Raw genomic sequence first — 21,506 nt, 5'->3', positions numbered from 1 at the left:
GGACTGTCCGAAGACCACGAGTGAGACGAGTCCGTCCGAGACTGGCCCGGGACTACCCCGAAGAGGTGACCGTCGCGATCCTGCCGGACACGGGCGAACGATACCACTCGGCGGGGCTGTTCGACGAAGAAAGCTGAAAAACGCGTTCGGACGGCCGGTTACTCCAGGTCGAACCGGTCCAGCGTCATGACCTCGTGCCAGGTCTCAACGAAGTCCTGGACGAACTGCTCCTCGCCGTCCTCGGACGCGTAGACCTCGGCGATGGCGCGGAGCCGGTCGTTCGACCCGAAGATGAGGTCGAAGCGGGTGGCCTCCCACGCCTGCTCACCCGTCTCGCGGTCGTAGCCCTCGTAGACCTGCCCGGCCTCGTCGGCCTGTTCCCAGTCGTACTGCATGTCGAGCAGGTTCACGAAGAAGTCGTTGTCCAGCGACTCGGTGTCGTCGGTGAGGACGCCGCGGTCGGAGTCGCCGTAGGTCGCACCGAGCGTGCGCATGCCGCCGACCAGCACGGTCATCTCCTCGGGAGTCAGGTCGAGCAGGTCGGCCTTGTCGACCAGCAGTTCCTCCAGTTTCCGGTTGTGTTCGCCGCCGACGTAGTTCCGGAAGCCGTCCGAGTCCAGTTCGAGCGCCTCGAAGGACTCCTCGTCGGTCCACTCCGCCTCGGCGTCGACGCGACCCGGCTCGAAGGGAACCTCGATGTCGTAGCCGGCTTCGCTCGCGGCCTGCTCGATGGCCGCGTTGCCACCCAGCACGATGAGGTCGGCGAGCGAGACGGCCGTCCCGTCCGACCGGGACTCGTTGAACTCCGCCTGGATCTCCTCGTAGGTCTCCAGCGCGGCCGCCAGTTCCTCGGGTTCGTTGACTTCCCAACTGCGCTGGGGTTCCAGTCGGATGCGCGCGCCGTCGGCGCCGCCGCGCTTGTCGCTGTCGCGGTAGGTCGCCGCGGCTGCCCAGGCGGTCTTGACCAGCTGTGAGGTCGAGAGGTCCGAATCGAGGAGTTCCTCCTCGAGCTGTGCGGCGGCGTCCGCGCCGATTGGCTCGAAGTCACGGTCCGGCAGCGGGTCCTGCCAGATCATGGTCTCGTCCGGGACTTCCGGGCCGAGGAACCGCTCGGGCGGGCCCATGTCGCGGTGGATGAGCTTGTACCAGGCCTTCGCGAAGGCGTCGAGGAACTCCATCGGGTCGTTCTGGAACTCCTCGATGACCTCCCGGTAGTCGGGATCTTTCTTGAGGGCGACGTCGGTCGTCAGCATCATCGGGGTCTGGGTGCCGTCGCCGTGGGCCTCGGGTGCGTCTTCGACCGCGTCCTCGTCGACCGGTGTCCACTGGTGGGCGCCACCGGGGCCTTCCTCGACCTCCCACTCGTAGTTGAGCAGGTTGTCGAGGTAGGAGGTGTCCCACATCGTCGGCGTGGAGTTCCAGGGGCCCTCGATGCCGCTGGTGATGGTGTCGTCGCCCTTGCCCTCGCCGTAGTCGCTCTCCCAGCCCAGGCCCATGTCCTCGATGGGTGCGGCCGCGGGCTCGGGACCGACGTGTTCGTCGGGGTCGTCGGCACCGTGGACCTTCCCGAACGTGTGGCCGCCGGCGATGAGTGCGGCCGTCTCCTTGTCGTTCATCGCCATGCGGCCGAACGACTCCCGGATGCGTTCGGCGGACCACTCCGGATCGGGCTCCCCTTCGGGGCCTTCGGGGTTCACGTAGATGAGGCCCATCACCGTCGCGCCAAGGTGGTCCTCCAGCGTGTCCTCCTCGTCGAATCGGTCCCAGGTCTCCATCTCGTCTTCGGGACCCCAGTCGGTGGACGCGTCGGGCTCGAACTCGTCTTCGCGCCCGCCGGCGAAGCCGAAGGTGTCGAAGCCCATCGACTCCATGGCGACGTTCCCGGCCAGGACGATCAGGTCCGCCCACGAGAGGTTCCGGCCGTACTTCTGTTTGACCGGCCAGAGCAGGCGCCGGGCCTTGTCGAGGTTGGCGTTGTCGGGCCAGCTCCCGAGCGGTGCGAACCGCTGGGTGCCGCCCGCGGCCCCGCCGCGACCGTCAGAGGTCCGGTACGTGCCGGCACTGTGCCACGCCATCCGGATGAAAAACGGACCGTAGTGACCGTAGTCGGCCGGCCACCAGTCCTTGGAGTCGGTCATCACCGCCTCGATGTCCTCCTTGACCGCCTCGAAATCGAGGGACTCGAAGGCTTCGGCGTAGTCGAAATCGTCGTCGTACGGCCCTGCGTCACGCGCGTTCTGGTCGAGGGCCGACAGATCGAGCATCTCCGGCCACCAGTCCTGCGGGGACCTGTTCTGCGTCGGGAATGGCGTATCCTCTGTCATAGAGTGGTCTACAGACAAACAGTCGTGTTCCGCGATTACAAAGCTATTGGTTGCGTTCCGCGGTCTTCGTTTTTGTATTCGGAAAATATATTGCTTAAATCCGAAGGGCGGCGGCACCGGGTGGTGTCACGGCGTGGCTGCTCACTCGCCGTCGTCGGGGGCGGGTTCGTTGGACTCGGCGACGAGATCGTCGCTGGGTTCGGGCGGGTCGACGCCCTCGGCGGCGGCGACGGCGTCGGTGTCTTTGGGCGTGTCGACGTGCCAGCGGTCGACCGACTGCTCGTAGTCGGCGAGTTTGTTCGACACCCGGATCTTCAGGTCGTCGTCGTTGACGTTGACCTCGAAAACGTACTCGGGTGCGTCGCCGCGGCCGGCGCGCTGGAGGTTGGCGCTGACGAGTTCGTTGTCGAAGTAGTACGGCGCGATCTGGGTCATCACGTTCTTGTAGACGGCCCCCTCGACGGCCCGGAGGGCTTTCCGCCCGGCCGAGTCGGCGGCGCGGGCCACGTGGCCGATCGACTCGCCCCACTTGTCGACGGCCTCGTCCGGGTCGTCGTCGAGCTTCTCGTAGGACTCGGTGAGTTTCTCGCCGGCCTTCTGGAGGTCCTCGTCGGGGTCTTTGCCGGCTTTCTCGCCCTCGCCCTCACCGACGCTCGCCTGTTCGGCGGTCTTCTCGTTGACGTGGTCGTCGAGTCGTTCGTCGGACTTGGGCCGCCAGTCGTCGAATTCCGCCAGTGCATCCTCCTCGACGGCGTCGACGTCGGGGTCTTCGGCGAGGTCCGTCAGCGCGCGCATGATACGTTCGCCGTGTTCCACCACGTCGACCCAGCGGCCGCGCTGTTTGAACCCCGAGACACTCTCTTCCATCGGTTCCTCGCAGGTAAGGCACGACGGGATATACCTTTTCCCCCCGGCAGGGACGACGTGCTGACAGGGGTTTTTCTGCTCCCCACTGTTACGGCGGTCGCTATGCCATCCGCACTGTTCGTCGTCAGCGAAGAGGGCTACTGGGGCGAGGAATGTGTCGAACCGCTCACCACGCTCACCGACGCGGGGCTCGACATCGAGGTCGCCACCCCGAGCGGGAGCGAGCCGGTGATCGACGAACGCTCGGTCGACCCCGAGGAGGTCGGCGAGGAGACCGCCGAGCACGTCCGCGAGGTGGCCGAGTCCGACGAGCGACTGGCCGACCCGACACCGCTGGCACAGGTCGATCCCAGCGAGTACGGCGCAGTCGTGTTCCCCGGCGGCCACGGCACCGCGTGGGACGTGAATCAGGACCGCCACGCCCGCGCCGCCCTCCGGACGGCGGTCGAGGAGGGCGACAGCAAGGCACTCGTCGTCTGTCACGCCGCCGGCATCATGGCCTTCACCCGCGATTCCGACGGCGAGTTCCTGGTCGAGGGTCGCGACGTGACCGGCTTCCCCAACGCCTGGGAGGAAGGCATCGTCGACGAGAACGACAACATGCCCGACGGGCGAAAGCTCCCCTACTGGGTCGAAGACGAGGTGCGACAGGCGGGTGGGAACTTCGATCCTCACCTCGACGAGGACACCGCCGTCACCGTCGACGGCGACCTCGTGACCGCGCGCGGCCCGCCGTCCTCGCACGCGGCCGCCGTGACGCTGCTCGAAGAGATGGGCGTCGAGCACTGACGGCGGTTGGTCGGCAGCACAGCGGCCGCGATCCGTCCGATTTTATGCTGTCGGCGGTGACACGGCCAGTATGGCCATCGAACGACGCGGCGACGCGCACCTCGTCACGCACGCACTGGCGAAACACACCCTGTCGGACCTGCGCAGCGTCGAGACCGAACAGGTCGCCTTCCGGAAGGGGCTGGTGAAACTCGGCCGTATCTGTGGCTACGAGATCATCGACGGCGCGATGAGTACGGAGTACGTCGAGGTCGAGACACCCCTGACCGACACGATGGGCGAGCGCGTCACTGGCCTCGACGACGTGGTGATCGTCAACGTCCTCCGGGCGGCCACCCCCTTCGTCGAAGGCCTCCTGAAGGCCTTCCCGCACGCGAAACAGGGGGTCATCAGCGCCGGCCGCGACGAGTCGGCGGGGATGGACGAGGACGGCCAGTTCCCCATCGACGTGGACTACGAGAAGATGCCGGAGATCACCGCCGAGGACACCGTCATCGTCGCCGACCCGATGCTGGCGACCGGGTCGACCATGACCGCCGTGCTGGAGCGGGTCACTGCCGCGAGCGACCCAGACAACCTCCTGGTCCTCTCGGCGGTCAGCGCCCCCGCCGGGATCACCCGCGTCGCCGAGCAGTTCCCCGAGGCCGACCTGCTGACCGTCAGCATCGACGACCACCTCGACGACGACGGCTTCATCGTCCCCGGCCTCGGCGACGCCGGCGACCGCGCGTTCCGCACCACCTGACAGGTCAGTGTGTGTGCTGTCGACGCGCGTCGAAACCCCCTCGTTTCACCTGGAAAACCGCACGACTGCAGCCGAACTGTAATCTGCATCCGAACACCAGTTCGGCTACTTATGTGTGGGCCGATTCGGGTCGGAGTGGCACGCGATAGCGTCTCACTCGATGGCCGCGCGGCCGCTGGTGGCGCTCCGGATTCGGTCCCGGAGGGCGGCGGCGTCGGCGACCGGGACGCGCACGTCGAAGGTCACCTCGGCCCGGTAGTCGGCGTCGAACTCGACGCCCGCAGATTCGAGGATCCCGCGGACGGTTCCGGAGTCGTCGTATTCGACCGTTATCGAGAACGACTCGTGGGGACGGCGCTCGGTGATCCCGGCGTCCTCGACGGCGACTTTCACACCCTCGGAGTAGGCGCGGGCCAGGCCGCCGACGCCGAGTTTCGTCCCACCGTAGTAGCGGGTGACGACGGCCACGACGTTCTCCAGTTCTTCGCCCTGGAGGACGTTCAGTGCGGGTTTGCCCGCCGAGCCCGAAGGCTCGTCGGCGTCGGAGGCCCACTCGGTGAGCGGGTCTGTCCGGACACGGTAGGCCGGGACGTTGTGGGTCGCGTCGGCGTACGCCTCGCGAATCTCGGCGACGAAGGCTTCGGCGGCCTCGACGTCGCGAGCGGGGGCGGCGTGGCCGACGAACTCCGAGCCCTTGATCTCGAAGGCGGCCTCGCCGCGGCCGGCGAGGGTCCGGTAGCGCTCCGTCACTGCCGGGGATAGCGGGGCGGGGGTCAAACCCCTTCCGCCGTCGTTTTCCGGACCGAGGCGTGCCGACCTTATTTGTCGATTCGGCACACTGTTGGGGGTATGTCACGGTCGACCGGCGACGAAATGCTCGACGAGATGCTCGGCGGGGGCGTGCCCGAGGGCCGGACGCTGTTGTTCCGCGGTCCGTCCGGCGTGGGGAAGAGCCGCCTCGCGATGCAGTTTCTCGATACCGGGGTCGCCGCGGACGAAGACTGCCTGTACGTGACCACCGACGAGCCACTCGGAGTGGTCCGGGCGTCGCTGGACCCGGCCGAGCGCGTCACGCTGGCGGCCATCCACCGGGACACCAGCGGTGGCGGGGTCCGTTTCGTCACGGCCGACGGTGCCGACACGATCCCCTTCGGCTCGCTGATCGAACGGCTCTCGGACGACGAGTGGGACCGGCTGGTCGTCGACGGGGCCGGCGGGCTGGTCGAACTCGCGCCCGACCGCGAGCGTGGCCGCCACGGCCGCTTTCACCTGCTCGAACGCCTCGACGACCACGAGACGACGGCGGTGTTGACCGCCACCGAGGACGAACCGGAGTCGGTCGCCCGCCTGGCCCACGGCGTCGTCGACTGCTGGCGCGAGGAGATCGAGGGCGACGCCCGACCGTTCTGTCGGGTCGAGAAGCTTCGGAGTCGCGACCACGATACCCGCCGGCACACACTCCACCACGACGAGGACGGTGTCACCGTGGCGTCCCGGGAGTGGGCAACCCACGAGGATCCCTTCCGGACCGGCATCCCGACGCTGGACGACCTCACCGGCGGGTTCGTCCGCAACGGCACCACCCTCTTCGAACACGACGGGACGGCCGACCACTGGCCCTTTACCGCCGCGCTGACCGCCCGCGCCGTCGAACAGGACGCGCCGGTTGTGCTGGTGACCGCACCGGGCACGCTCGTCAACCGGGTCGACGCCCTGCTCTCCGAAGCGGTCGCTCCGGTCACCGAGTTGATGGACCGGAACCTGCTGTACCTGATCGATCCCATCAGCCGCAGTCCGAACGAACCGGTCGTCGCCGGCCTCGACACCGACAACGTCGTCCTGCAGGAGGAGGAGGGCAGTATCCAGGAGGCGTTCCGGACGCTGGTCGCGGAACTGGGCGGCCGGGTCGAGGAGGCCGTGGCGATCATCGAGCACTCGGCGATGGCTCACCTCGTCACCGAAAACGAGTCACGACAGCTCTACTACTGGGCCGACGGCAACCTGATGAACGGCGAGTACGACCTCACGCTGGTGCTGGCCGGCGACCGTGCGGTGGCGGGTGACCGCCTCACCGCCTTCTTCTCGGGCGTCGCCGACCAGGTGATTCGCACCTGGCGCGGGAGCGACGAACTCCAGTACCTCTCGGTCCCGAAATCCCCCGCCGGGACGCCCGGTCACACCCGCGTCGTCGAACCGCTCGAAGACCCGCCGTACGTCCAGTTGCGTTGACTCACTCGCGGCCGCCCCAGACGCGTTTCTCCGGGATTTCGACGGTCACGTCCCGCGTCAGCCGGTACTGACAGGAGAGTCGCGGGTAGCCGAACCGGTCGGCCAGTCGGTCGTGCCAGTGGTCGGGTTCGGTCTCGCCCTCCCGGATCCGCACGCCACAGGTCGCACAGATCCCGCGGCCGCCACAGTTCAACCGCTCGGTGTAGCGAGTGTAGGGAGAGATGCCGGCGTCGCGCAACACGTCCCGGAGGACGGCACCGACGGGCGCGGTGAGTCGGCGGGTCCCGTCGTCGGTCCGGACGGTGACGGTCACGGTCTCGGCGGTGTCGGTCGCGCCGTCGGGGCCGTCACCGTCGAGGGGCGGCGACTGGTCGGTCACTGCAACTCGATCTTGCGCACGTAGTCGAGGTCGCGGATCTCGTTGAGGAGATCGCCGGACAGCGCTTCCTCGGTCACGATGTAGAGTTTGGGATCGACGGCGAACTCGGGATCCTCCGAGACGGTCTGACGCATGGAGATGCCCTCGTCGGCGATCATGCCGGCGATCTCGGCGACGATGCCGGGCTGTTCGGTGTCGTAGACGTCGACGGTCAGGACGTGCAGGTCCAGCACCGGTGCCAGGTCCATCAGACTGGGAATCTGGGAGATGTTCTGGAAGATGCGCCGCAACTGTTCGTCGGCGAGGATGGCGTCGGTCGTGGAGTCGACGACCCGCCGGTCCACGTCGATCTCCCGTGCGATACCGGTGTTGGGGATCTCGATGCCGCCCGAGACGACCCGCCCGTCGTCGTTGACCGAGAAGCCCCGTTCGAGGAGGAGTCGAATCACCGCCTGCTGGGAGGGGCTGCCCTCGAATTTCTCCATGATCTCCGCGAACATACTCATCAAGACGACCGCCGACCATACTATGTCTTGGCATCGGACCGTTCGGGCGACGGCCGAAACCGTGCCCCACGGCTGATAAAGACGCGTCCCGATTCGTGGGAACCGGTACCAGTGGCGGCGACGACGGGGACACGAGATGCAGATAACCGGAGTCACGCAACACCACGTCAGCCACGAACTGGCGGATAGCTTTCGACCGAACTGGATCCCGGGCTACCCGCAGGGGAGCCACGAGGCCGAGGTGTTCGAGATCGAGACCGACGCCGGCATCACGGGCATCAGCGCGAGCCCGAGTTTCGCCGGCGGCCTCGACTACGCCACACCGCTCTCACTCTTCCTGCAGGGCGAGGACCCCCACGACGTCGAGGGGATCGTGCGCAAACTGGAGACGGTCGACCTGATCGGCCCGCGGCCGTGGCACCTCGAACTCGCACTGTGGGATATCGTCGGCAAGGACGCCGGCAAGCCCGTCTACGAGTTGCTCGGCGGGAGCGACGACCCGATCCGGGCCTACGCCAGCACCGGCGAGGTCCAGCCCGCCGACGAGCGCATCGAGTACGTCCAAGACCGCGTCGACGAGGGGTTCGAGGCCGTCAAACTCCGGATCGCAGAGCGATCCGACCTCGACGTGGTGCGGGCGGTCCGGGAGGCGTTCCCAGATCTCACGCTCATGGTCGACGCGAACAAGGGGTGGACCGTCCGCGTGATGGAGGAGGAGACCCAGTGGTCGGTCGCCGAGGCCGAGGCGGTCGCCCGCGAGTTGGCCGACATCGGCGGGATCGAGTGGTTCGAGGAGCCACTGCCCCGCCACGACTACGCGGGATACGCGCGCCTGCGCGACGCCGCCGCGGTTCCCATCGCCGGCGGGGAGTTCAACGCCGGGCCCCAGGAACTGTACGAGTTCCTCGACCACGACGCCGTGGACGTGCTCCAGCCCGACGCGGCGCTGGTGACCGGGATCAAGCGGGCCGTCGAGGTCGCCGGGGCCGCCCGGAACCAGGGCGTGCGGTTCGTCCCGCACACCTGGACCAACGCCATCGGCTTCGCCGCCAACCTGCACGTGATGGCGGCGATCGGGGCCGACTGGTGTGAGTTCCCCCACGATCCGCCGTGGACGCCCGAAGCGTGGTCGGCACCGATCCACGGCGAGTTCGCCGCCGAGGACGGCACCGTCACGCCGCCGAAAGGGCCGGGACTGGGCGTCGAACTGGATCGGGACCTGCTGGAGGGCAAATAATGGGAGTGCTCGACGAGTTCCGGCTGGACGGGTCGGTCGCGCTGGTGACTGGCGCGGCGGGCGGCCTGGGGAGTGCCTTCGCCACCGCGATGGCCGAGGCCGGCGCGGACGTGGTCGTCGCGGACCTGGATCACGACGGCGCGCAGGCGGTCGCCGACGACCTCGAAGCCGACACGGGGGCCGAGACGCTGGCCCTCGAAGTGGACGTGACCGACGAGGCGGCCGTCGAGGGGATGGTCGACGCGGCGCTGGAGCGCTTCGGCCGCCTCGACGCCGCCTTCGCCAACGCGGGCATCGGCGAACTCGAACGGCCGGCCCAGCACTACCAGCTGGCCCAGTGGGACCGCATCGTGGACGTGAATCTCCGGGGGGTGTGGCTCACCGATCTCTACGCCGCCCGTGCGATGGCCGAGCAGGACTCGGGCGGGTCGATCGTCAACACCGCCTCCGTCTACGGGCTGGTCGGCAGCGACGCGATGGGGTACAACCCGGCCTACGCCGCCTCGAAGGGCGGCGTCGTCAACCTCACGCGAACCCTCGGCGCGGAGTGGGCCCCCGAGATCCGCGTCAACGCCATCGCGCCGAGTCACGCCCGGACGAACATCGGCGGCGGCTACCTCGACGAGGACAGCCGCGTCGGGCAGGACATCGCCGACGAGATCGAGGCCGAGACGCCCGTCGACCGGATCGCAGAACCCGAGGAGCTCCAGGGGATGGCCCTGTTCCTCGCCAGCGAGGCCGCCCGCTACTGCACCGGCTACACCTACGCCGTCGACGGCGGCTGGCTGGCCCGGTAAGCGGCGGGGTTCGCGGGATGCGCCGTCAGGACTCGCGCCACTTGTGCCCGCACTCGACGCAGGTGAACAGCCGAACCTCGTAGGAACCGCCCGGCTTCGGCAGCATCTCGTAGTAGGCCCGGTCGCTGTCGCAGTCGGCCGCCGGACAGGGCTCCTGCATCGTCTCGGTTGAGTCCTGGGTCGCGTCGGCCACGTCGGGTGCCCCGTCGTCTTGCTGTCCGTCCTGGGTCGTCATCGCCGCTTCTGCTTGCGAGTCCCGCGGCGCCTCGTTCTCACAGGAGCGACATACCCACGTGTCGCCCTCCGTGTGCATCAGCGAACCACACTCGTCACAGAATCGCATATACGGCGGAGTACACGGGTGTCGGATATATGTATTAATTTCCGATCCGTCGTGAATTTCGGGTACCCGCTCGTGACGAGTTCCTGATGAGACGTGTCCAGACAGTGCGTGGGACGCTTTCTCCGACACGCTGTCGCTCATAAAGACACGGCTCGATTAGCGGGAATCGCTACGGGTCGGGCGGCGAGTCAGCAGGTATGGCACTCGCACTACCGAGTGACGCGGACGAGTGGATCGACGCGTGGGGCGAGCGACTGAACGAGTCCGAGGAGTACAGCGAGGTCGGCGAGGGCTGGGGCGTCGAGTTCAACGGCGACTTCCTCTTTCACATCCGGCCCGACGACACCTACGACGGCGAGGATCTGTACTTCTTCGTCGGTCTGGAAGACGGCGTGTGTACCGACGCATTCCGGACGGACGACCCCGACGGCGTGGACTGGGGCTTCGCATTCCGGGGCGAGTACGGCACCTGGAAGCGGCTGCTCCGGCAGGACCTGGGAGCCATCGACGGGCTGATGAGCGGCGAGTTCGAGCTGGACGGCGACATGCAGCGGACCCTCCAGTACAGCGACGCGGCCGTCGTTATGACAGAGGAGGCCGCCGCCGTCGACACCGAGTTCGAGTACTGAGCCGGGGAACAGACCCATGACAGCAGGTATCGTGAGGGGATACTGATGCGCGCAGTCGAACTCCGGCTGTTGCCCGACGGGCAGGCGTTCCCGGGCGTCGACGCGGCCATCGGGAGCGTCGAGGGGGTCCGCCGGGAGGCGCTGGTCGCCCTGGAGTGGCACAGCGACGGGACCTACGCGCTCCTGTACCGGCTGGCCGGCGACGACGCCGCGGCGCTGGACGCGGTCTTCCGCGACCGCGCGGACGTGTACGACTACGACGTGATCGACGGCGGCGACGGCCAGCTGTTCGCGTTCGTCCACGTCAGCGAGCGCGAGACGCTGAGCGAGTTGCTCGCCATCGCCGAGTCCTACGCCCTCCTGCTCGACCCACCCTTCCGGTACACGGACCGGGGCGTGCGGGTGACGGTGGCGGGCACGGAGGCGGCGCTCCAGGCGGCCTTCGCCGAGGCGATCGACCGGATCGCCGTCGAGATCGAGTGGACCGGCGAGTACACGCCCGACGAACCGGGCTATCTCGGCCGGCTGACCGACCGCCAGCGCGAGGCAGTGCTGGTCGCACACGAGCTGGGCTACTACGAGACGCCGCGAGCCACCTCCTTCGAGGCCGTCGCCGAGGAACTGGGCTGTGCGCCCAGTACCGCGAACGAACTGCTCCGGCGGGCCGAGTCGGTCCTGCTGGACGCCTTGCTGGCGGAGTCCTAGAGTTCGCCTTTCGTGCTCGGCGTGTCGCTCCGGCGGTCGTCGATCCGGGTCGCGTCGTCCAGCGCCCGTGCCAGCGCCTTGAACAGCGCCTCGACCTGGTGGTGGGCGTTCTCCCCGGTGACGGAAGCGTGCAGCGTCAGCCCCGCATTCGTCGCCAGCGAGCGCAGGAAGTGCTGGCCCATGTGGCTGGTGAACTCCCCGACCTGTGCCTGTGCGAACGTACCGTCGAACTCGAAGAACGGGCGGCCCGACACGTCGACGACGACCTCGGCGACGGCCTCGTCGAGGGGGACTTTGCGGTCGGCGTAGCGGCGGATGCCGCGTTTGTCGCCCAGCGCCTCCTCGACGGCCTGGCCGAGGGTGATCGCCACGTCCTCGACGGTGTGGTGGTCGTCGATCTCCAGGTCGCCGTCGCAGTCGACGGTGAGGTCGAACAGGCCGTGCTTGGCGAGGGCTTCCAGCATGTGATCGAAGAAGCCGATCCCGGTATCGACCGTCGCGTCGCCGTCGCCGTCCACGTCGAGGGTCACCTCGATCTCGGTTTCGGCGGTCTCACGGGTCACCGCCGCCGTCCGGTCGCTCATACGTCGAGGGAGACGGGCCGGGCATAAGGTGGTTTCGGGGCGGGGAGCGCGTCGCCACGGGGCGGGGCCGGCGTGTGACGGATCCGACTCGTCGCCGTCAGTGGATCAGGGGAATTATCATGCTCGCAGCCAAGCTATGTGTGATGTCTCAGCGAACGAATGGGTCGTCGGTCCCGGTTTCTCGTCGATCCTTCCTCGCGGCGGGTGGAGCCGCGGCGATCACCACGGCCGGTTGTCTCGGCTCCAGCGGGAGTTCGAGCGTCCTCCGGGTCTCGACCTGGAGCGGGACGAACGAGACGATCTTCAAGAACGTGGTCAAGCCACGCTACGAGGAGGCGACGGGGAACACGCTGGAGGTCGTCGGGAACTGGCAGGGGATCCTCTCGAAGATCCGCCAGTCGCCGGCCGACGATCCGCCGTTCGACGTGACCGTCGGGGTGAGTCGCACACACTACCGGGGCCGTCAGAACGACCTCTGGACGCCGGTTCGCTACGAGAACCTCACGCACAGCGACCAGCTCAAGTCCCGACTGCGCGGGTTTCCGGCGGCCGAGCAGGCCGTGCCGGTCGCCTATGGCGTCCACTGTTACGTCTACGACGAGGATGCCATCGAGTGGACGCCGGAGTCGTGGGCCGACATCCGCTCGGAGGCGGCGACCGGCGTCGCGCTCCCGAGCGATTACTGGCTCAAACTGCTGATGATGGCCGCACTGATCTCGGACGACCAGCCGCTGGCCGAGGAGGTGTACGACCAGTCGACCGAAGACCGGCTGTTCGACATCGTCGACGACGTCCCGGTCGAGACGTTCTACTCGGGGTCCCAGGGGCTGTGGACGGCGTTGAGCCAGGGACTGGCGACCGTCGGGCACAACTTCTTCGCCTACGGGACGGCAAAGGACCGCTCGACGGAGACGCTGAACCTCGGGATCACGGTGCCCGAGCGGACGACGGGCTACGTCGACTACTACCAGATCGTGCGCGGGACCGACGACCGCGAGGCGGCCGAGGAGTTCCTCGATTTCCTCATCAAGCCGGAGACACAGACCGCCTACGCCCAGGAGTTCAACCTGGGGATGGCGAACACCGAGGCCGAGTACCCCGAGTTGACCAGGGAGAACGTGCCGACGACCAACGAGGACCTGCAGACGGTCGCGTTCCAGAACTTCGCCCGCGTTGCCGACTACGCCCCGGAGTGGGAGCAACGGTTCCGGGAACTGGTCCAGAACAGCTGATCACCATGCTCGAACTCGACGGGATCACGACGCGCTACGGTGAGTTGACTGCCGTCGACAACGTGTCACTGCGCGTGGAGACCGGCGAACTGTTCTGCCTGCTCGGGCCGAGCGGGTGTGGCAAGTCGACGATCCTGCGGACGGTCGCGGGCTTCGAGACACCGGCGGCGGGGCGCGTGTCCATCGGCGGCACGGACGTGACCGACCGGCCGCCACACGAGCGGGACTGCTCGATCGTGTTCCAGGACTGGGCGCTGTTCCCCGACAAGAGCGTCCTGGCGAACGTGGCCTTCGGCCTGAAGATGCAGGGCGTCGGCAAAACGGAGCGCCGGGAGCGAGCCAGGGAGCGGCTCGAACTCGTCGAGATCGCGGAGTACGCCGACGCGGCACCGGCGGCGCTGAGCGGCGGACAGAAACAGCGGGTGGCGCTGGCGCGGTCGCTGACGGTCGATCCGGACCTGCTCTTGCTCGACGAGCCACTCTCGAACCTCGACCGACGCCTCCGGGAGACGATGCAACTGGAGCTCACGGACATCCACGATCGGCTGGAGACGACGATGGTGTACGTCACCCACGACCAGAACGAGGCCTTCACGCTGGCCGACCGGATGGGCGTGATGAACGACGGCCGGCTGGTGCAGGTCGGCGAGCCGGCGACGGTGTACGACGACCCCCGGAACCGCTTCGTCGAGTCGTTTCTCGGGTCGACGAACTTCCTGTCCTGTCGCGTCGCCGGCGCGGGCGACCGGCCGATGCTGGAGACGCCGCTGGGCGTCCGGTTTCGGGCACCCATCGACGGGGCCGACCTCGCGGTCGACGAGTCGGTCGTCGTCTCCCTGCGGCCGGAACGGCTCACCGTCGAGCACCCGACCACCGGGTCCAGGTCCGAGCCCACGGCGGTCGAGGACGGCGGTGCGGACACCGTCACCGTGACCGGGACCGTCACCGAGACCATCCACCGGGGATCGGACGTTCGGATCCGACTGTCGGTCGGCGATGCCGACCTGTTCGTCGAGGAACCGGTGGCGACGGGGCTCACGGTCGCGGCCGGCGACCGGCTGGCGCTCCGGTGGTCGCCCGGGGAGGCGGTCTACTTCGACACGGCCGGGGAGCGGTGCCGATGAGCACTCGCGACGGCTGGATTCGGGCACCCACGCTCCCCGCGCGCTGGCGGTCAGCACTCCTGCTGGTGCCGCTGCTCGTCCTCGACGTCGGCGTCTTCCTGGTGCCGATGGGCTATCTGCTCCGGCTCAGTTTCACCGCGCAGACGCCCGACGGCGCGTTTGTCGAGGGGTCCTGGGCGACCGACGGGTACCAGTACGTCTTCGAGACGGGGCTCGTCCACGACGTGTTCGGGTTCACGCTCGGGTTCGGCGTCCTGGTGACGGCGCTGTCGGTCGCGATCGGGACGGCCTACGCCTACGCCGCCTGGCAGGCGACGGGCTGGACCAAGACCGTGCTGTTGAGCGGGGCCGTCCTCTCGCTGTTCACCACGATGGTGGTGAAGCTGTTCGCCGTCGTGCTCGTGTTCTCGCCCCGGGGCGTCGTCAACGACCTGCTGACCGGGCTCGGCGTCGTGGCCGAGCCGCTCCTGTTGATCGACAACCTCACCGGGGCGGTGCTGGCACAGCTGTACATCGTCGTGCCGTACGCGATCCTGTCGGTGTACGCGGTGCTGTCGACGCTCGATCGCGGGCTCGTCGAAGCGGCACTCGACCTCGGGGCGACACGGCAACGAGCCGCGCGGGAGGTCGTCTTGCCTCACGCCCGCCCGGGGATCGCCGTGGCCGGCGTCGTGAGCTTCACCTGGTCGGTCGGCGCGTACGCGGGCCCGCTGTTGCTCGGCTCTGGGAGCGAACAGACCACGGGCGTGTTGATCTCCAGACTGTTGCTCACGCGGTTCGACTGGCCGGCGGCGGCGGCGCTGTCGGTCGTCACTATCGTCGTGGTGTTCGCGGTGTTGCTCGCCGCGCTGTGGCGACTGGGCGGCGACGGAGGGTTGCTCGATGCGTGAGCGGGCCCTGCGGTGGCTGTTTCGGGGAGCCGTCGGGCTGTCGTTCGCGTTCCTGGCGCTCCCGCTGGTGCTGGTGGTGGCGACGGCGTTCGACGCCTCCGGATCGGTGGTCTTTCCCCCAGAGCAGCTGTCACTGGCGTGGTTCCTGCAGTTCCCCGGGGAACCGCTCTGGGTCCGGTCGGTCGCGAACAGCCTCGTGGTGGCGACGGGGACGATGGGCGTCTCGACGGCCGTCGGCACGGCGGCGGCGCTGGCCGTCCGGCGACTCGGAGGCCGTCGCCGGACCGCCGTCGTCGGGCTCGCGGTCCTGCCGTTGCTGGTCCCGGGCGTCGTCATCGGGATCACGATGCTGACGTTTTTCAGCCGGTTCGGCCTCCAGCAGAGCTACCTCGCGCTGGTGATCGCCCACTCGCTGTGGGCGACGCCGCTGACGTTCTCGGTGATGCAGGCGACGTTCAGCCGGTTCGACTGGCGACTCCACGAGGCGGCCCGGGACCTCGGCGCGGGACCGACCAGAGCGTTCGCGACGGTGGTGGTGCCGAACGTCCGGGCGGGTCTGGTCGTCGCCGCGCTCGTCGCGTTCGTCGTGAGCCTCCAGGAGTTCGTCATCGCGCTCTTTCTCACCGGGCCCGACACCCGGACGGTCCCGGTGCAGGCCTGGAACTCGCTCAGACAGGGGCTGGACCCGCTGGTCAGCGTCGTCTCGACGATCCTGATCGTCGCCGTGACGCTGCTGATCGTCGTCGCGGGCGTGCTCGTCGGCCTCGACCGACTGGCCGCCGACACCTGAGCCGATGACAGGCGTCTGACTGAGCTATTTGTGTGCGACCGCTCACCACACTGGTATGCACAAACGCGACGTGCTCGGCGTGCTCGTGGCGGTCACAGGAGTGTTGTTCGTCGACGCCGGTCCGACACTGCCCGTCGCACTCCTTCTGTTCGCGGCCGGCGCGTACCTGCTCGCTGTCCCGCGGTTTGCCGGTCCACGTGGCCGTGTCGACCGTCCCGGCGGTCGACAGGGCCGGACCTGACCGGCGAGCGCGGCAGGCGTCATCGTTTTGCCCCCACAGTGCGGGACTACTGACATGGATCGCCGTCGATTGCTGGTGGCGGTGGGGGCCGCCGCCGGCCTGACGGGGTGTACAGGGGGGTCATCGGACGGGACGCCGACCGACGCTGGAACCGGGAGTGCCGGGACCGACAGCGGGACGCCCGAGTCGATATCGTCGGAGGCCGACGGATATCCCGATCCGTCGGTGATCGACGAGACGCCGCCGGCGCCGGACGTGGACACGTCGTCGTTCGACACCATCGCGTACGACCAGGGGATCGAGGTGCCGCTGGTGCCCATCGACGTGGCCTACGACTGGTACCGCCGGCGAGAGGCACGGTTCGCCGACGCCCGCGGCGAGCGACAGTACGCCACGTCACACGTCACCGGCGCGGTCCTCAGTCCGGCCAGCGGCAGCCAGGACGACCCCGCGACGGCCTGGCCGAAGGGCGACCGGATCGTGACCTACTGTGGCTGTCCGCACCACCTCTCGTCGATGCGAGCGGCCCAGTTCTACCGGAACGGCTACGAGGAAGTGTACGCCATCGACGAGGGGTTCTGGGAGTGGCACCGCCTGGACTACCCGATGGCCGGCGACGACGTCGAGTACCAGCCCTACGGCTACGTGATCGAGGGGGCCGCCGACCCCGCGAGCGCCGGCGAGTACGCCTGGGCCCGGACGGCAGACGGGGGCCAGGAGGAAGCACACCCTATCGGATCGGACGGCACCTACGAACTCGTCTTGCACTTCTCGGACGTCACCGACGAGACGCCGATCACCGTCGAGACACCCGCCTACAGCGTCACGAAGCCCCTCGGCGCGCTGACTGGCGGCGTCGTGACCCGGGACGGTGCCGTCGTTAGCGGGACGCGAGCGTAGCTACTCCACCGCCGCCATCGCCTCTTCGAGCGTGAACTGCCCCTCGTAGAGCGCACTGCCGACGACGACGGCGCTCGCGCCTGCCGTTTTCAGGTCCCGCACGTCCTCGATGGTCGCCACCCCACCGCTGGCGATCACGGGGATGTCGACGGCCTCGACGACGCGCCGGACGGGATCGGTCCGCACACCTTCGAGCTGGCCCTCTACGTCCACGTCGGTGAACAGGATCGCGCCAGCGCCGAGGTCCTCGTAGCGAGTCGCGGCCTCGGCGGGGTCGAGGCCGGTGCCCTCGGTCCAGCCCGAGACGACGACTTCGCCGTCTTTCGCGTCGAGGCTGACCGTCACACTCCCGGGGTGTGCCGCGCCGATCTCCTCGACTATCTCGGGGGTCTCGACGGCGGCGGTCCCCAGAATCACGCGGTCGACGCCCCGGTCCAGCAGGTCGGTGGCGTCGGTGACGGTGCGGATGCCACCGCCCAGTTGCACGTCCACGTCGACCTCGTCGAGGATGGCGTCGACGGCGGGGGCGTTCTCGCGCTCGCCCTCGAACGCGCCGTCGAGGTCGACGAGGTGGAGGGTGCGCGCGCCAGCTTCGATCCAGCGGCGGGTGGCCTCGACGGGATCGCCGTACTCCGTGCCGGTGCCGCGCTCGCCGCCGACGAGCTGGACCACCTGGCCGTCCTGCATGTCCACGGCGGGGACGACCTCGAACTCGGGAAACATACGCTCGACTGGGCGGCCGAGTGCGGAAAACGTGTCGGTCGCGGGGGGCGACGGTGCCGACGTCACTGACGACGGATCGTCGCCGGAAACGCCATCGTTTAATCGACGGCACTCACAGGACCGCACATGGTATCGGCCCTCCTCCTGGTCGGGCTTCTCGTGGCCGTATTCGTCGGATTCAACATCGGAGGGTCCTCCACGGGGGTGGCCTTTGGCCCCGCAGTCGGGGCTGGGACGATCTCGAAGATCGGGGCCGCAGTGCTGATGACGGGCTTCGCGCTCCTCGGGGGCGTCACCGTCGGGACGGAGGTCGTCAAGACGCTCGGCGGGCAGATCGTGCCCCAGAGCGCGTTCACGCTGGGGACGTCGATCGCCGTCCTCTTTTTTATCGGGTTCGCGCTCTTCCTCTCGAACGTCGTGGGTGTGCCGGCCTCCACGTCGATGACGGCAGTGGGCGCCATCGCGGGGCTCGGACTGGCCCAGGGGAACCTCAACTGGGCGGAGATCGGTGAGATCGTCTCCTGGTGGCTGTTCGCCCCCGTCCTCGCGTTCTGGGTCTGTGGCGTCATCGGGCGGTACTTCTACCCGCGGCTGGTCGAGTCGTTCGCCATCTCCCAGTCGGAGGGCTCGCTGCTCGTGCTCGACCGCTCCGGGTCGATGCCGTGGCCCGCGCTGGGGCCGGGGACGACCCGCCGGGAGTTCGTGGGGACGCTGTCGGTGGTCGGCATCGGCTGTTACATGGCGTTCTCGGCGGGGGCCTCGAACGTCGCCAACGCGGTCGCGCCGCTGGTCGGCAGCGGCTCGCTCGGCCTCTACGACGGCGTCCTACTGGGCGGGGCGGCCATCGGGCTGGGCGCGTTCACCATCGCACGGCGAACGATGGACACCGTCGGCAACGACCTGACGGACCTGCCGATCCTGGCGGCGCTGGTCGTCGCCGTCGTCAGTTCCACGCTGGTGACGGTGCTGTCGGCGCTTGGCGTGCCGGCCAGTTTCGTCATCATCGCGACGATGAGCATCGTCGGCCTCGGCTGGGGGCGGGCGACCCGGACGGCGACCATCGGCGACGCGGTCCGGGGCGGGGGCGATCAGCCGGCGGTCTCACCGGGTGCGCTGGCGGCCGAGTCCGACGACGCTCCGACGGTCGGCGGCCAGGGCGGCACGCCGGAAGCGACCGGACACAAGGCCATCGGGGAGGAAGAACCCGAGGACCTGCCGAAGGCGTCGGACCTGTTCGAGCCGGCGACCACCGCGCGAGTGATCCTGCTGCAGAACATCGTCCCGGCCATCGCGACGGTCGCGTCGTACCTGCTCTTCCGGTTCGTACCCGTGTTCTGACCAGGCAGCCGGAAAAATCCGGCATAATTGTTCATCGGGGGAACCCGAAAACAGCAAAGTCTAACAGTCAGGGGGCCGAACGAGAGAGTTGATGCCCACGGTAGAGTACCTTAATTACGAAGTACTGGACGATCACGGTTGGGACATGTACGACAGCGAGACCTTCGACAAGGCCGCTGACGCCGACCTCGACGACGAGGACTACGGCAGCCTGGATGTCAACGAGGGCGAGTACATCCTCGAGGCCGCCGAATCCCAGGGTTACGACTGGCCGTTCTCCTGTCGTGCCGGCGCGTGTGCCAACTGTGCAGCCATCGTCGTCGACGGCGAGATCGACATGGACATGCAGCAGATCCTCAGCGACGAGGAAGTCGAAGAGAAGAACGTCCGCCTGACCTGTATCGGCAGCCCCGACGCCGACGAGGTTCGGATCGTCTACAACGCGAAGCACCTCGACTACCTGCAGAACCGCGTCATCTGACGCGGCTCTCGCCTTTCCGTTTCGAGCCGTTCGCAAACGCTATTGTCTAGCCGTCGCTGGGGCCGGGTGTGGTATCGACTGGCTTCGTGACGGCGTCGGTCCCGGATCTGCTACGGTTAGTAGCCGTGCCAGTGCTCGGCTGGGCCGCCTGGCGGGACGTGAAGACCCGGCGGGTTCCCAACCGGACGTGGCTCCCCCTGCTCGGGGTCGCGTTGCTGGCGCTCGCACTGGAAGCCTGGCAGGTCTGGACGGGGACGACGGTAGGCTACGTCAACCAGCAGGCGTACTTCCTGCGAACGACGATCAGCCTCGGGTTCGTGATCCCGCTGGCCTACGGCTTCTGGTGGATCGGCGGGTTCGGCGGCGCCGACGCGAAGGCGCTGATCACGCTCGCCGTCCTCTTCCCCACCTTTCCGACGTACCTGTTTCCGGACTTCGCGCTGCCGGTGGTAGTCCCGACGCTGGGCGTGTTCGCGATGACGGTCCTCTCGAATACGGTCGTCGTCGGGCTGTTCTACCCGGTCGCGCTCACGTTACGCAACGCGGCCGGGGGTCACGTCGCCAAGGCGATGGTGATCGGCCGCCCGGTCGCCACGGAACGGGTCACCGAGGAGTACGGCCGCCTGCTCCAGACGCCCGACGGCTTCACCCGGCGCGGGCTGGACCTGGACGCGCTCCGGATGTACCTGGCCTGGCGGGGCGCGAGCTTCGCGGCGTTGCGGGCCGACCCCGAGGAGTTCCGCGATCCGGCGAGTATTCCAGCGGAGACGAACCCGCCCGGCGACGGCGCGATCGCGGTGCCCGACGGCGGCCGAGCGAGGCCCGAAGAGGACGCCGGGGCCGACGATCCGTCCGTCGACGCCGACGACGAGGCCCGACCGGACGAGGGAGAGATCACCGATCCCTGGGGAGCCGAGCGGTTCTTCGAGGAGATCGAGGGGAGCGCGTACGGGACGACGCCCGAACAGTTGCGGGAGGGGCTCACGGTCCTCACCGCCGACGACGAGGTGTGGATCACGCCGGGCATCCCGTTCCTCGTGCCGATGTTCCTGGGCCTCCTGCTCGGACTGAGCTACGGGGACGTACTGTACGCGGTGATCGAGGGGCTGGGCGTCTTCTAGAGCCCGAATCGCTGTCGCGTGACGGTCAGATCGAGGTAGATCGTCCGGCGTTTCGGCATGTCGCTCGGCCAGGCACCGCCGGCGGCCGGGTAGTCCGAGTGGTCGAGGACGAAGTAGTAGGGACCGGCCTCGTCGATGGTCTGACGGCCACCGTCGTTTTTCGTACTGGCCTTGTACTCGCCGCCGGTGGTTTCCGTGGCCGTGCGCCCGATGTCGCGGTTGCCGGTCGGTCGTTTCTCCGGATCCTCGCCGTTGGTGTAGGCGTCGTATCGCTGCATCTGCTTCTTGTTGGTGAAAAAGTACACGTCGAAGGGAACCTGCGACCGGGAGATGTACGAGATCGAGCCGCCGGGGTCGGACACGTCTGGAATCTCCCTGATCCAGCCGGTCCCGGGCTGGACGGACACCTCACGACTGACCGTCACGACGACCTCACCACCGCTGCCGAGACAGCCGACGGTCCCGAGGGCAACTCCGACGGCCCCGCGCTGTAGAAACCTCCGGCGTTCCATCGACGAAAGCTCCGTCTCGC

25 protein-coding genes are annotated in these 21,506 nt (G+C 68.3%); 16 read left to right on the top strand and 9 right to left on the bottom strand.

The annotated features are described in order from the left end of the window. Nucleotides 1–158: 158 nt before the first annotated feature. On the bottom strand, nucleotides 159–2,324 hold the full coding sequence (katG, locus tag EAF64_RS07840) for a catalase/peroxidase HPI (protein WP_129068413.1): 2,166 nt from the start codon (nucleotides 2,322–2,324) through the stop codon (nucleotides 159–161). Between the two features lie 141 nt (nucleotides 2,325–2,465). Next, complete coding sequence (locus EAF64_RS07835; RefSeq protein ID WP_129068412.1) at nucleotides 2,466–3,191, bottom strand: DUF5828 family protein; 726 nt, start codon at nucleotides 3,189–3,191, stop codon at nucleotides 2,466–2,468. A 102-nt stretch (nucleotides 3,192–3,293) separates the two neighbouring features. On the opposite strand from EAF64_RS07835, the gene EAF64_RS07830 reads away from it, so the two are divergent. Together EAF64_RS07830 and upp are read left to right on the top strand one after the other, a co-directional pair. Then, complete coding sequence (locus EAF64_RS07830; RefSeq protein WP_129068411.1) at nucleotides 3,294–3,980, top strand: type 1 glutamine amidotransferase domain-containing protein; 687 nt, start codon at nucleotides 3,294–3,296, stop codon at nucleotides 3,978–3,980. A 70-nt stretch (nucleotides 3,981–4,050) separates the two neighbouring features. Further along, complete coding sequence (gene upp / locus EAF64_RS07825; protein WP_129068410.1) at nucleotides 4,051–4,725, top strand: uracil phosphoribosyltransferase; 675 nt, start codon at nucleotides 4,051–4,053, stop codon at nucleotides 4,723–4,725. A 153-nt stretch (nucleotides 4,726–4,878) separates the two neighbouring features. Here the strand turns inward: upp and EAF64_RS07820 are convergent, their stop codons facing one another. Beyond that, entirely contained in the window at nucleotides 4,879–5,475 is a 597-nt protein-coding gene (locus tag EAF64_RS07820) for an IMPACT family protein (protein ID WP_129068409.1), read from the bottom strand. 99 nt (nucleotides 5,476–5,574) lie between these two features. Between EAF64_RS07820 and EAF64_RS07815 the strand changes: the two genes are divergently transcribed. After that, nucleotides 5,575–6,954 carry an RAD55 family ATPase gene (locus tag EAF64_RS07815; RefSeq protein ID WP_129068408.1) on the top strand — a complete coding sequence of 460 codons (1,380 nt, stop codon included), beginning with the start codon at nucleotides 5,575–5,577 and terminating at the stop codon, nucleotides 6,952–6,954. 1 nt (nucleotide 6,955) lies between these two features. Here EAF64_RS07815 and EAF64_RS07810 read toward each other — a convergent pair whose 3' ends face one another. Both EAF64_RS07810 and EAF64_RS07805 read right to left on the bottom strand, forming a co-directional pair. Then, nucleotides 6,956–7,267: a 2Fe-2S iron-sulfur cluster-binding protein gene (locus EAF64_RS07810; RefSeq protein WP_227738917.1), complete on the bottom strand. Its 312-nt coding sequence runs from the start codon at nucleotides 7,265–7,267 to the stop codon at nucleotides 6,956–6,958. A 62-nt stretch (nucleotides 7,268–7,329) separates the two neighbouring features. Then, on the bottom strand, nucleotides 7,330–7,833 hold the full coding sequence (locus EAF64_RS07805) for an amino acid-binding protein (protein ID WP_129068589.1): 504 nt from the start codon (nucleotides 7,831–7,833) through the stop codon (nucleotides 7,330–7,332). A 142-nt stretch (nucleotides 7,834–7,975) separates the two neighbouring features. Between EAF64_RS07805 and EAF64_RS07800 the strand changes: the two genes are divergently transcribed. Together EAF64_RS07800 and EAF64_RS07795 are read left to right on the top strand one after the other, a co-directional pair. Then, nucleotides 7,976–9,076 carry a mandelate racemase/muconate lactonizing enzyme family protein gene (locus tag EAF64_RS07800; protein ID WP_129068406.1) on the top strand — a complete coding sequence of 367 codons (1,101 nt, stop codon included), beginning with the start codon at nucleotides 7,976–7,978 and terminating at the stop codon, nucleotides 9,074–9,076. Beyond that, entirely contained in the window at nucleotides 9,076–9,873 is a 798-nt protein-coding gene (locus EAF64_RS07795; RefSeq protein WP_129068405.1) for an SDR family NAD(P)-dependent oxidoreductase, read from the top strand. Before EAF64_RS07800 ends, EAF64_RS07795 begins: the two co-directional genes overlap by 1 nt. 25 nt (nucleotides 9,874–9,898) lie before the next feature. Here the strand turns inward: EAF64_RS07795 and EAF64_RS07790 are convergent, their stop codons facing one another. Further along, the gene (locus EAF64_RS07790; protein WP_129068404.1) at nucleotides 9,899–10,216 is read right to left on the bottom strand and encodes an RPA12/RPB9/RPC11 RNA polymerase family protein; all 318 of its coding nucleotides are present in this window, start codon (nucleotides 10,214–10,216) and stop codon (nucleotides 9,899–9,901) included. 197 nt (nucleotides 10,217–10,413) lie between these two features. Here EAF64_RS07790 and EAF64_RS07785 point away from each other — a divergent pair, with 197 nt between their 5' ends. Both EAF64_RS07785 and EAF64_RS07780 read left to right on the top strand, forming a co-directional pair. After that, nucleotides 10,414–10,845 carry an SCP2 sterol-binding domain-containing protein gene (locus EAF64_RS07785; protein WP_129068403.1) on the top strand — a complete coding sequence of 144 codons (432 nt, stop codon included), beginning with the start codon at nucleotides 10,414–10,416 and terminating at the stop codon, nucleotides 10,843–10,845. Between the two features lie 45 nt (nucleotides 10,846–10,890). Next, nucleotides 10,891–11,550 carry a helix-turn-helix domain-containing protein gene (locus EAF64_RS07780; protein ID WP_129068402.1) on the top strand — a complete coding sequence of 220 codons (660 nt, stop codon included), beginning with the start codon at nucleotides 10,891–10,893 and terminating at the stop codon, nucleotides 11,548–11,550. Here the strand turns inward: EAF64_RS07780 and hisB are convergent. Then, a complete protein-coding gene (gene hisB / locus EAF64_RS07775) occupies nucleotides 11,547–12,134 on the bottom strand; it encodes an imidazoleglycerol-phosphate dehydratase HisB (protein WP_129068401.1) in 588 nt (195 codons plus the stop codon). The genes EAF64_RS07780 and hisB overlap by 4 nt on opposite strands. Nucleotides 12,135–12,277: 143 nt before the next feature. On the opposite strand from hisB, the gene EAF64_RS07770 reads away from it, so the two are divergent. From EAF64_RS07770 to EAF64_RS07745, 6 genes are read left to right on the top strand one after another with little or no spacing between them, the layout of a single operon-like run. Beyond that, nucleotides 12,278–13,366: an extracellular solute-binding protein gene (locus tag EAF64_RS07770; RefSeq protein WP_193767615.1), complete on the top strand. Its 1,089-nt coding sequence runs from the start codon at nucleotides 12,278–12,280 to the stop codon at nucleotides 13,364–13,366. Beyond that, nucleotides 13,366–14,490: an ABC transporter ATP-binding protein gene (locus tag EAF64_RS07765; protein ID WP_129068588.1), complete on the top strand. Its 1,125-nt coding sequence runs from the start codon at nucleotides 13,366–13,368 to the stop codon at nucleotides 14,488–14,490. The genes EAF64_RS07770 and EAF64_RS07765 overlap by 1 nt, the downstream gene beginning before the upstream one ends. Then, nucleotides 14,487–15,380: an ABC transporter permease gene (locus EAF64_RS07760; RefSeq protein WP_129068399.1), complete on the top strand. Its 894-nt coding sequence runs from the start codon at nucleotides 14,487–14,489 to the stop codon at nucleotides 15,378–15,380. Before EAF64_RS07765 ends, EAF64_RS07760 begins: the two co-directional genes overlap by 4 nt. Further along, nucleotides 15,373–16,170, top strand: coding sequence for an ABC transporter permease (locus EAF64_RS07755; RefSeq protein ID WP_129068398.1), 798 nt, complete (start codon nucleotides 15,373–15,375; stop codon nucleotides 16,168–16,170). Before EAF64_RS07760 ends, EAF64_RS07755 begins: the two co-directional genes overlap by 8 nt. Nucleotides 16,171–16,225: 55 nt before the next feature. Further along, complete coding sequence (locus tag EAF64_RS07750; protein ID WP_129068397.1) at nucleotides 16,226–16,411, top strand: hypothetical protein; 186 nt, start codon at nucleotides 16,226–16,228, stop codon at nucleotides 16,409–16,411. Between the two features lie 54 nt (nucleotides 16,412–16,465). Next, nucleotides 16,466–17,311 carry a rhodanese-like domain-containing protein gene (locus EAF64_RS07745; protein ID WP_129068396.1) on the top strand — a complete coding sequence of 282 codons (846 nt, stop codon included), beginning with the start codon at nucleotides 16,466–16,468 and terminating at the stop codon, nucleotides 17,309–17,311. On the opposite strand, the gene hisA is transcribed toward EAF64_RS07745, so the two are convergent. Continuing rightward, the gene (gene hisA, locus EAF64_RS07740) at nucleotides 17,312–18,034 is read right to left on the bottom strand and encodes a 1-(5-phosphoribosyl)-5-[(5-phosphoribosylamino)methylideneamino]imidazole-4-carboxamide isomerase (protein ID WP_129068395.1); all 723 of its coding nucleotides are present in this window, start codon (nucleotides 18,032–18,034) and stop codon (nucleotides 17,312–17,314) included. It lies immediately after the preceding gene. A gap of 126 nt (nucleotides 18,035–18,160) precedes the next feature. On the opposite strand from hisA, the gene EAF64_RS07735 reads away from it, so the two are divergent. The 3 genes from EAF64_RS07735 (at nucleotide 18,161) to EAF64_RS07725 (ending at nucleotide 20,974) form a co-directional block, all read left to right on the top strand. Further along, on the top strand, nucleotides 18,161–19,372 hold the full coding sequence (locus tag EAF64_RS07735) for an inorganic phosphate transporter (protein ID WP_129068394.1): 1,212 nt from the start codon (nucleotides 18,161–18,163) through the stop codon (nucleotides 19,370–19,372). Nucleotides 19,373–19,463: 91 nt separating this feature from the next. Then, nucleotides 19,464–19,853 (top strand): ferredoxin Fer, encoded by a 390-nt coding sequence (gene fer / locus EAF64_RS07730; protein WP_129068393.1) that lies wholly within the window; start codon nucleotides 19,464–19,466, stop codon nucleotides 19,851–19,853. A gap of 68 nt (nucleotides 19,854–19,921) precedes the next feature. Further along, nucleotides 19,922–20,974, top strand: coding sequence for a prepilin peptidase (locus tag EAF64_RS07725; RefSeq protein ID WP_394345750.1), 1,053 nt, complete (start codon nucleotides 19,922–19,924; stop codon nucleotides 20,972–20,974). On the opposite strand, the gene EAF64_RS07720 is transcribed toward EAF64_RS07725, so the two are convergent. Continuing rightward, complete coding sequence (locus EAF64_RS07720) at nucleotides 20,971–21,486, bottom strand: twin-arginine translocation signal domain-containing protein (RefSeq protein ID WP_129068392.1); 516 nt, start codon at nucleotides 21,484–21,486, stop codon at nucleotides 20,971–20,973. The two genes, EAF64_RS07725 and EAF64_RS07720, sit on opposite strands and share 4 nt — an antisense overlap. Between the last annotated feature and the right edge of the window lie 20 nt (nucleotides 21,487–21,506).

Origin of the sequence: Halorientalis pallida (assembly GCF_004118325.1) — an archaeon.
Lineage (GTDB): Archaea > Halobacteriota > Halobacteria > Halobacteriales > Haloarculaceae > Halorientalis > Halorientalis pallida.
Note: the sequence above shows the minus strand (reverse complement) of the source record. Positions and strands in the feature narration are given on the sequence as shown.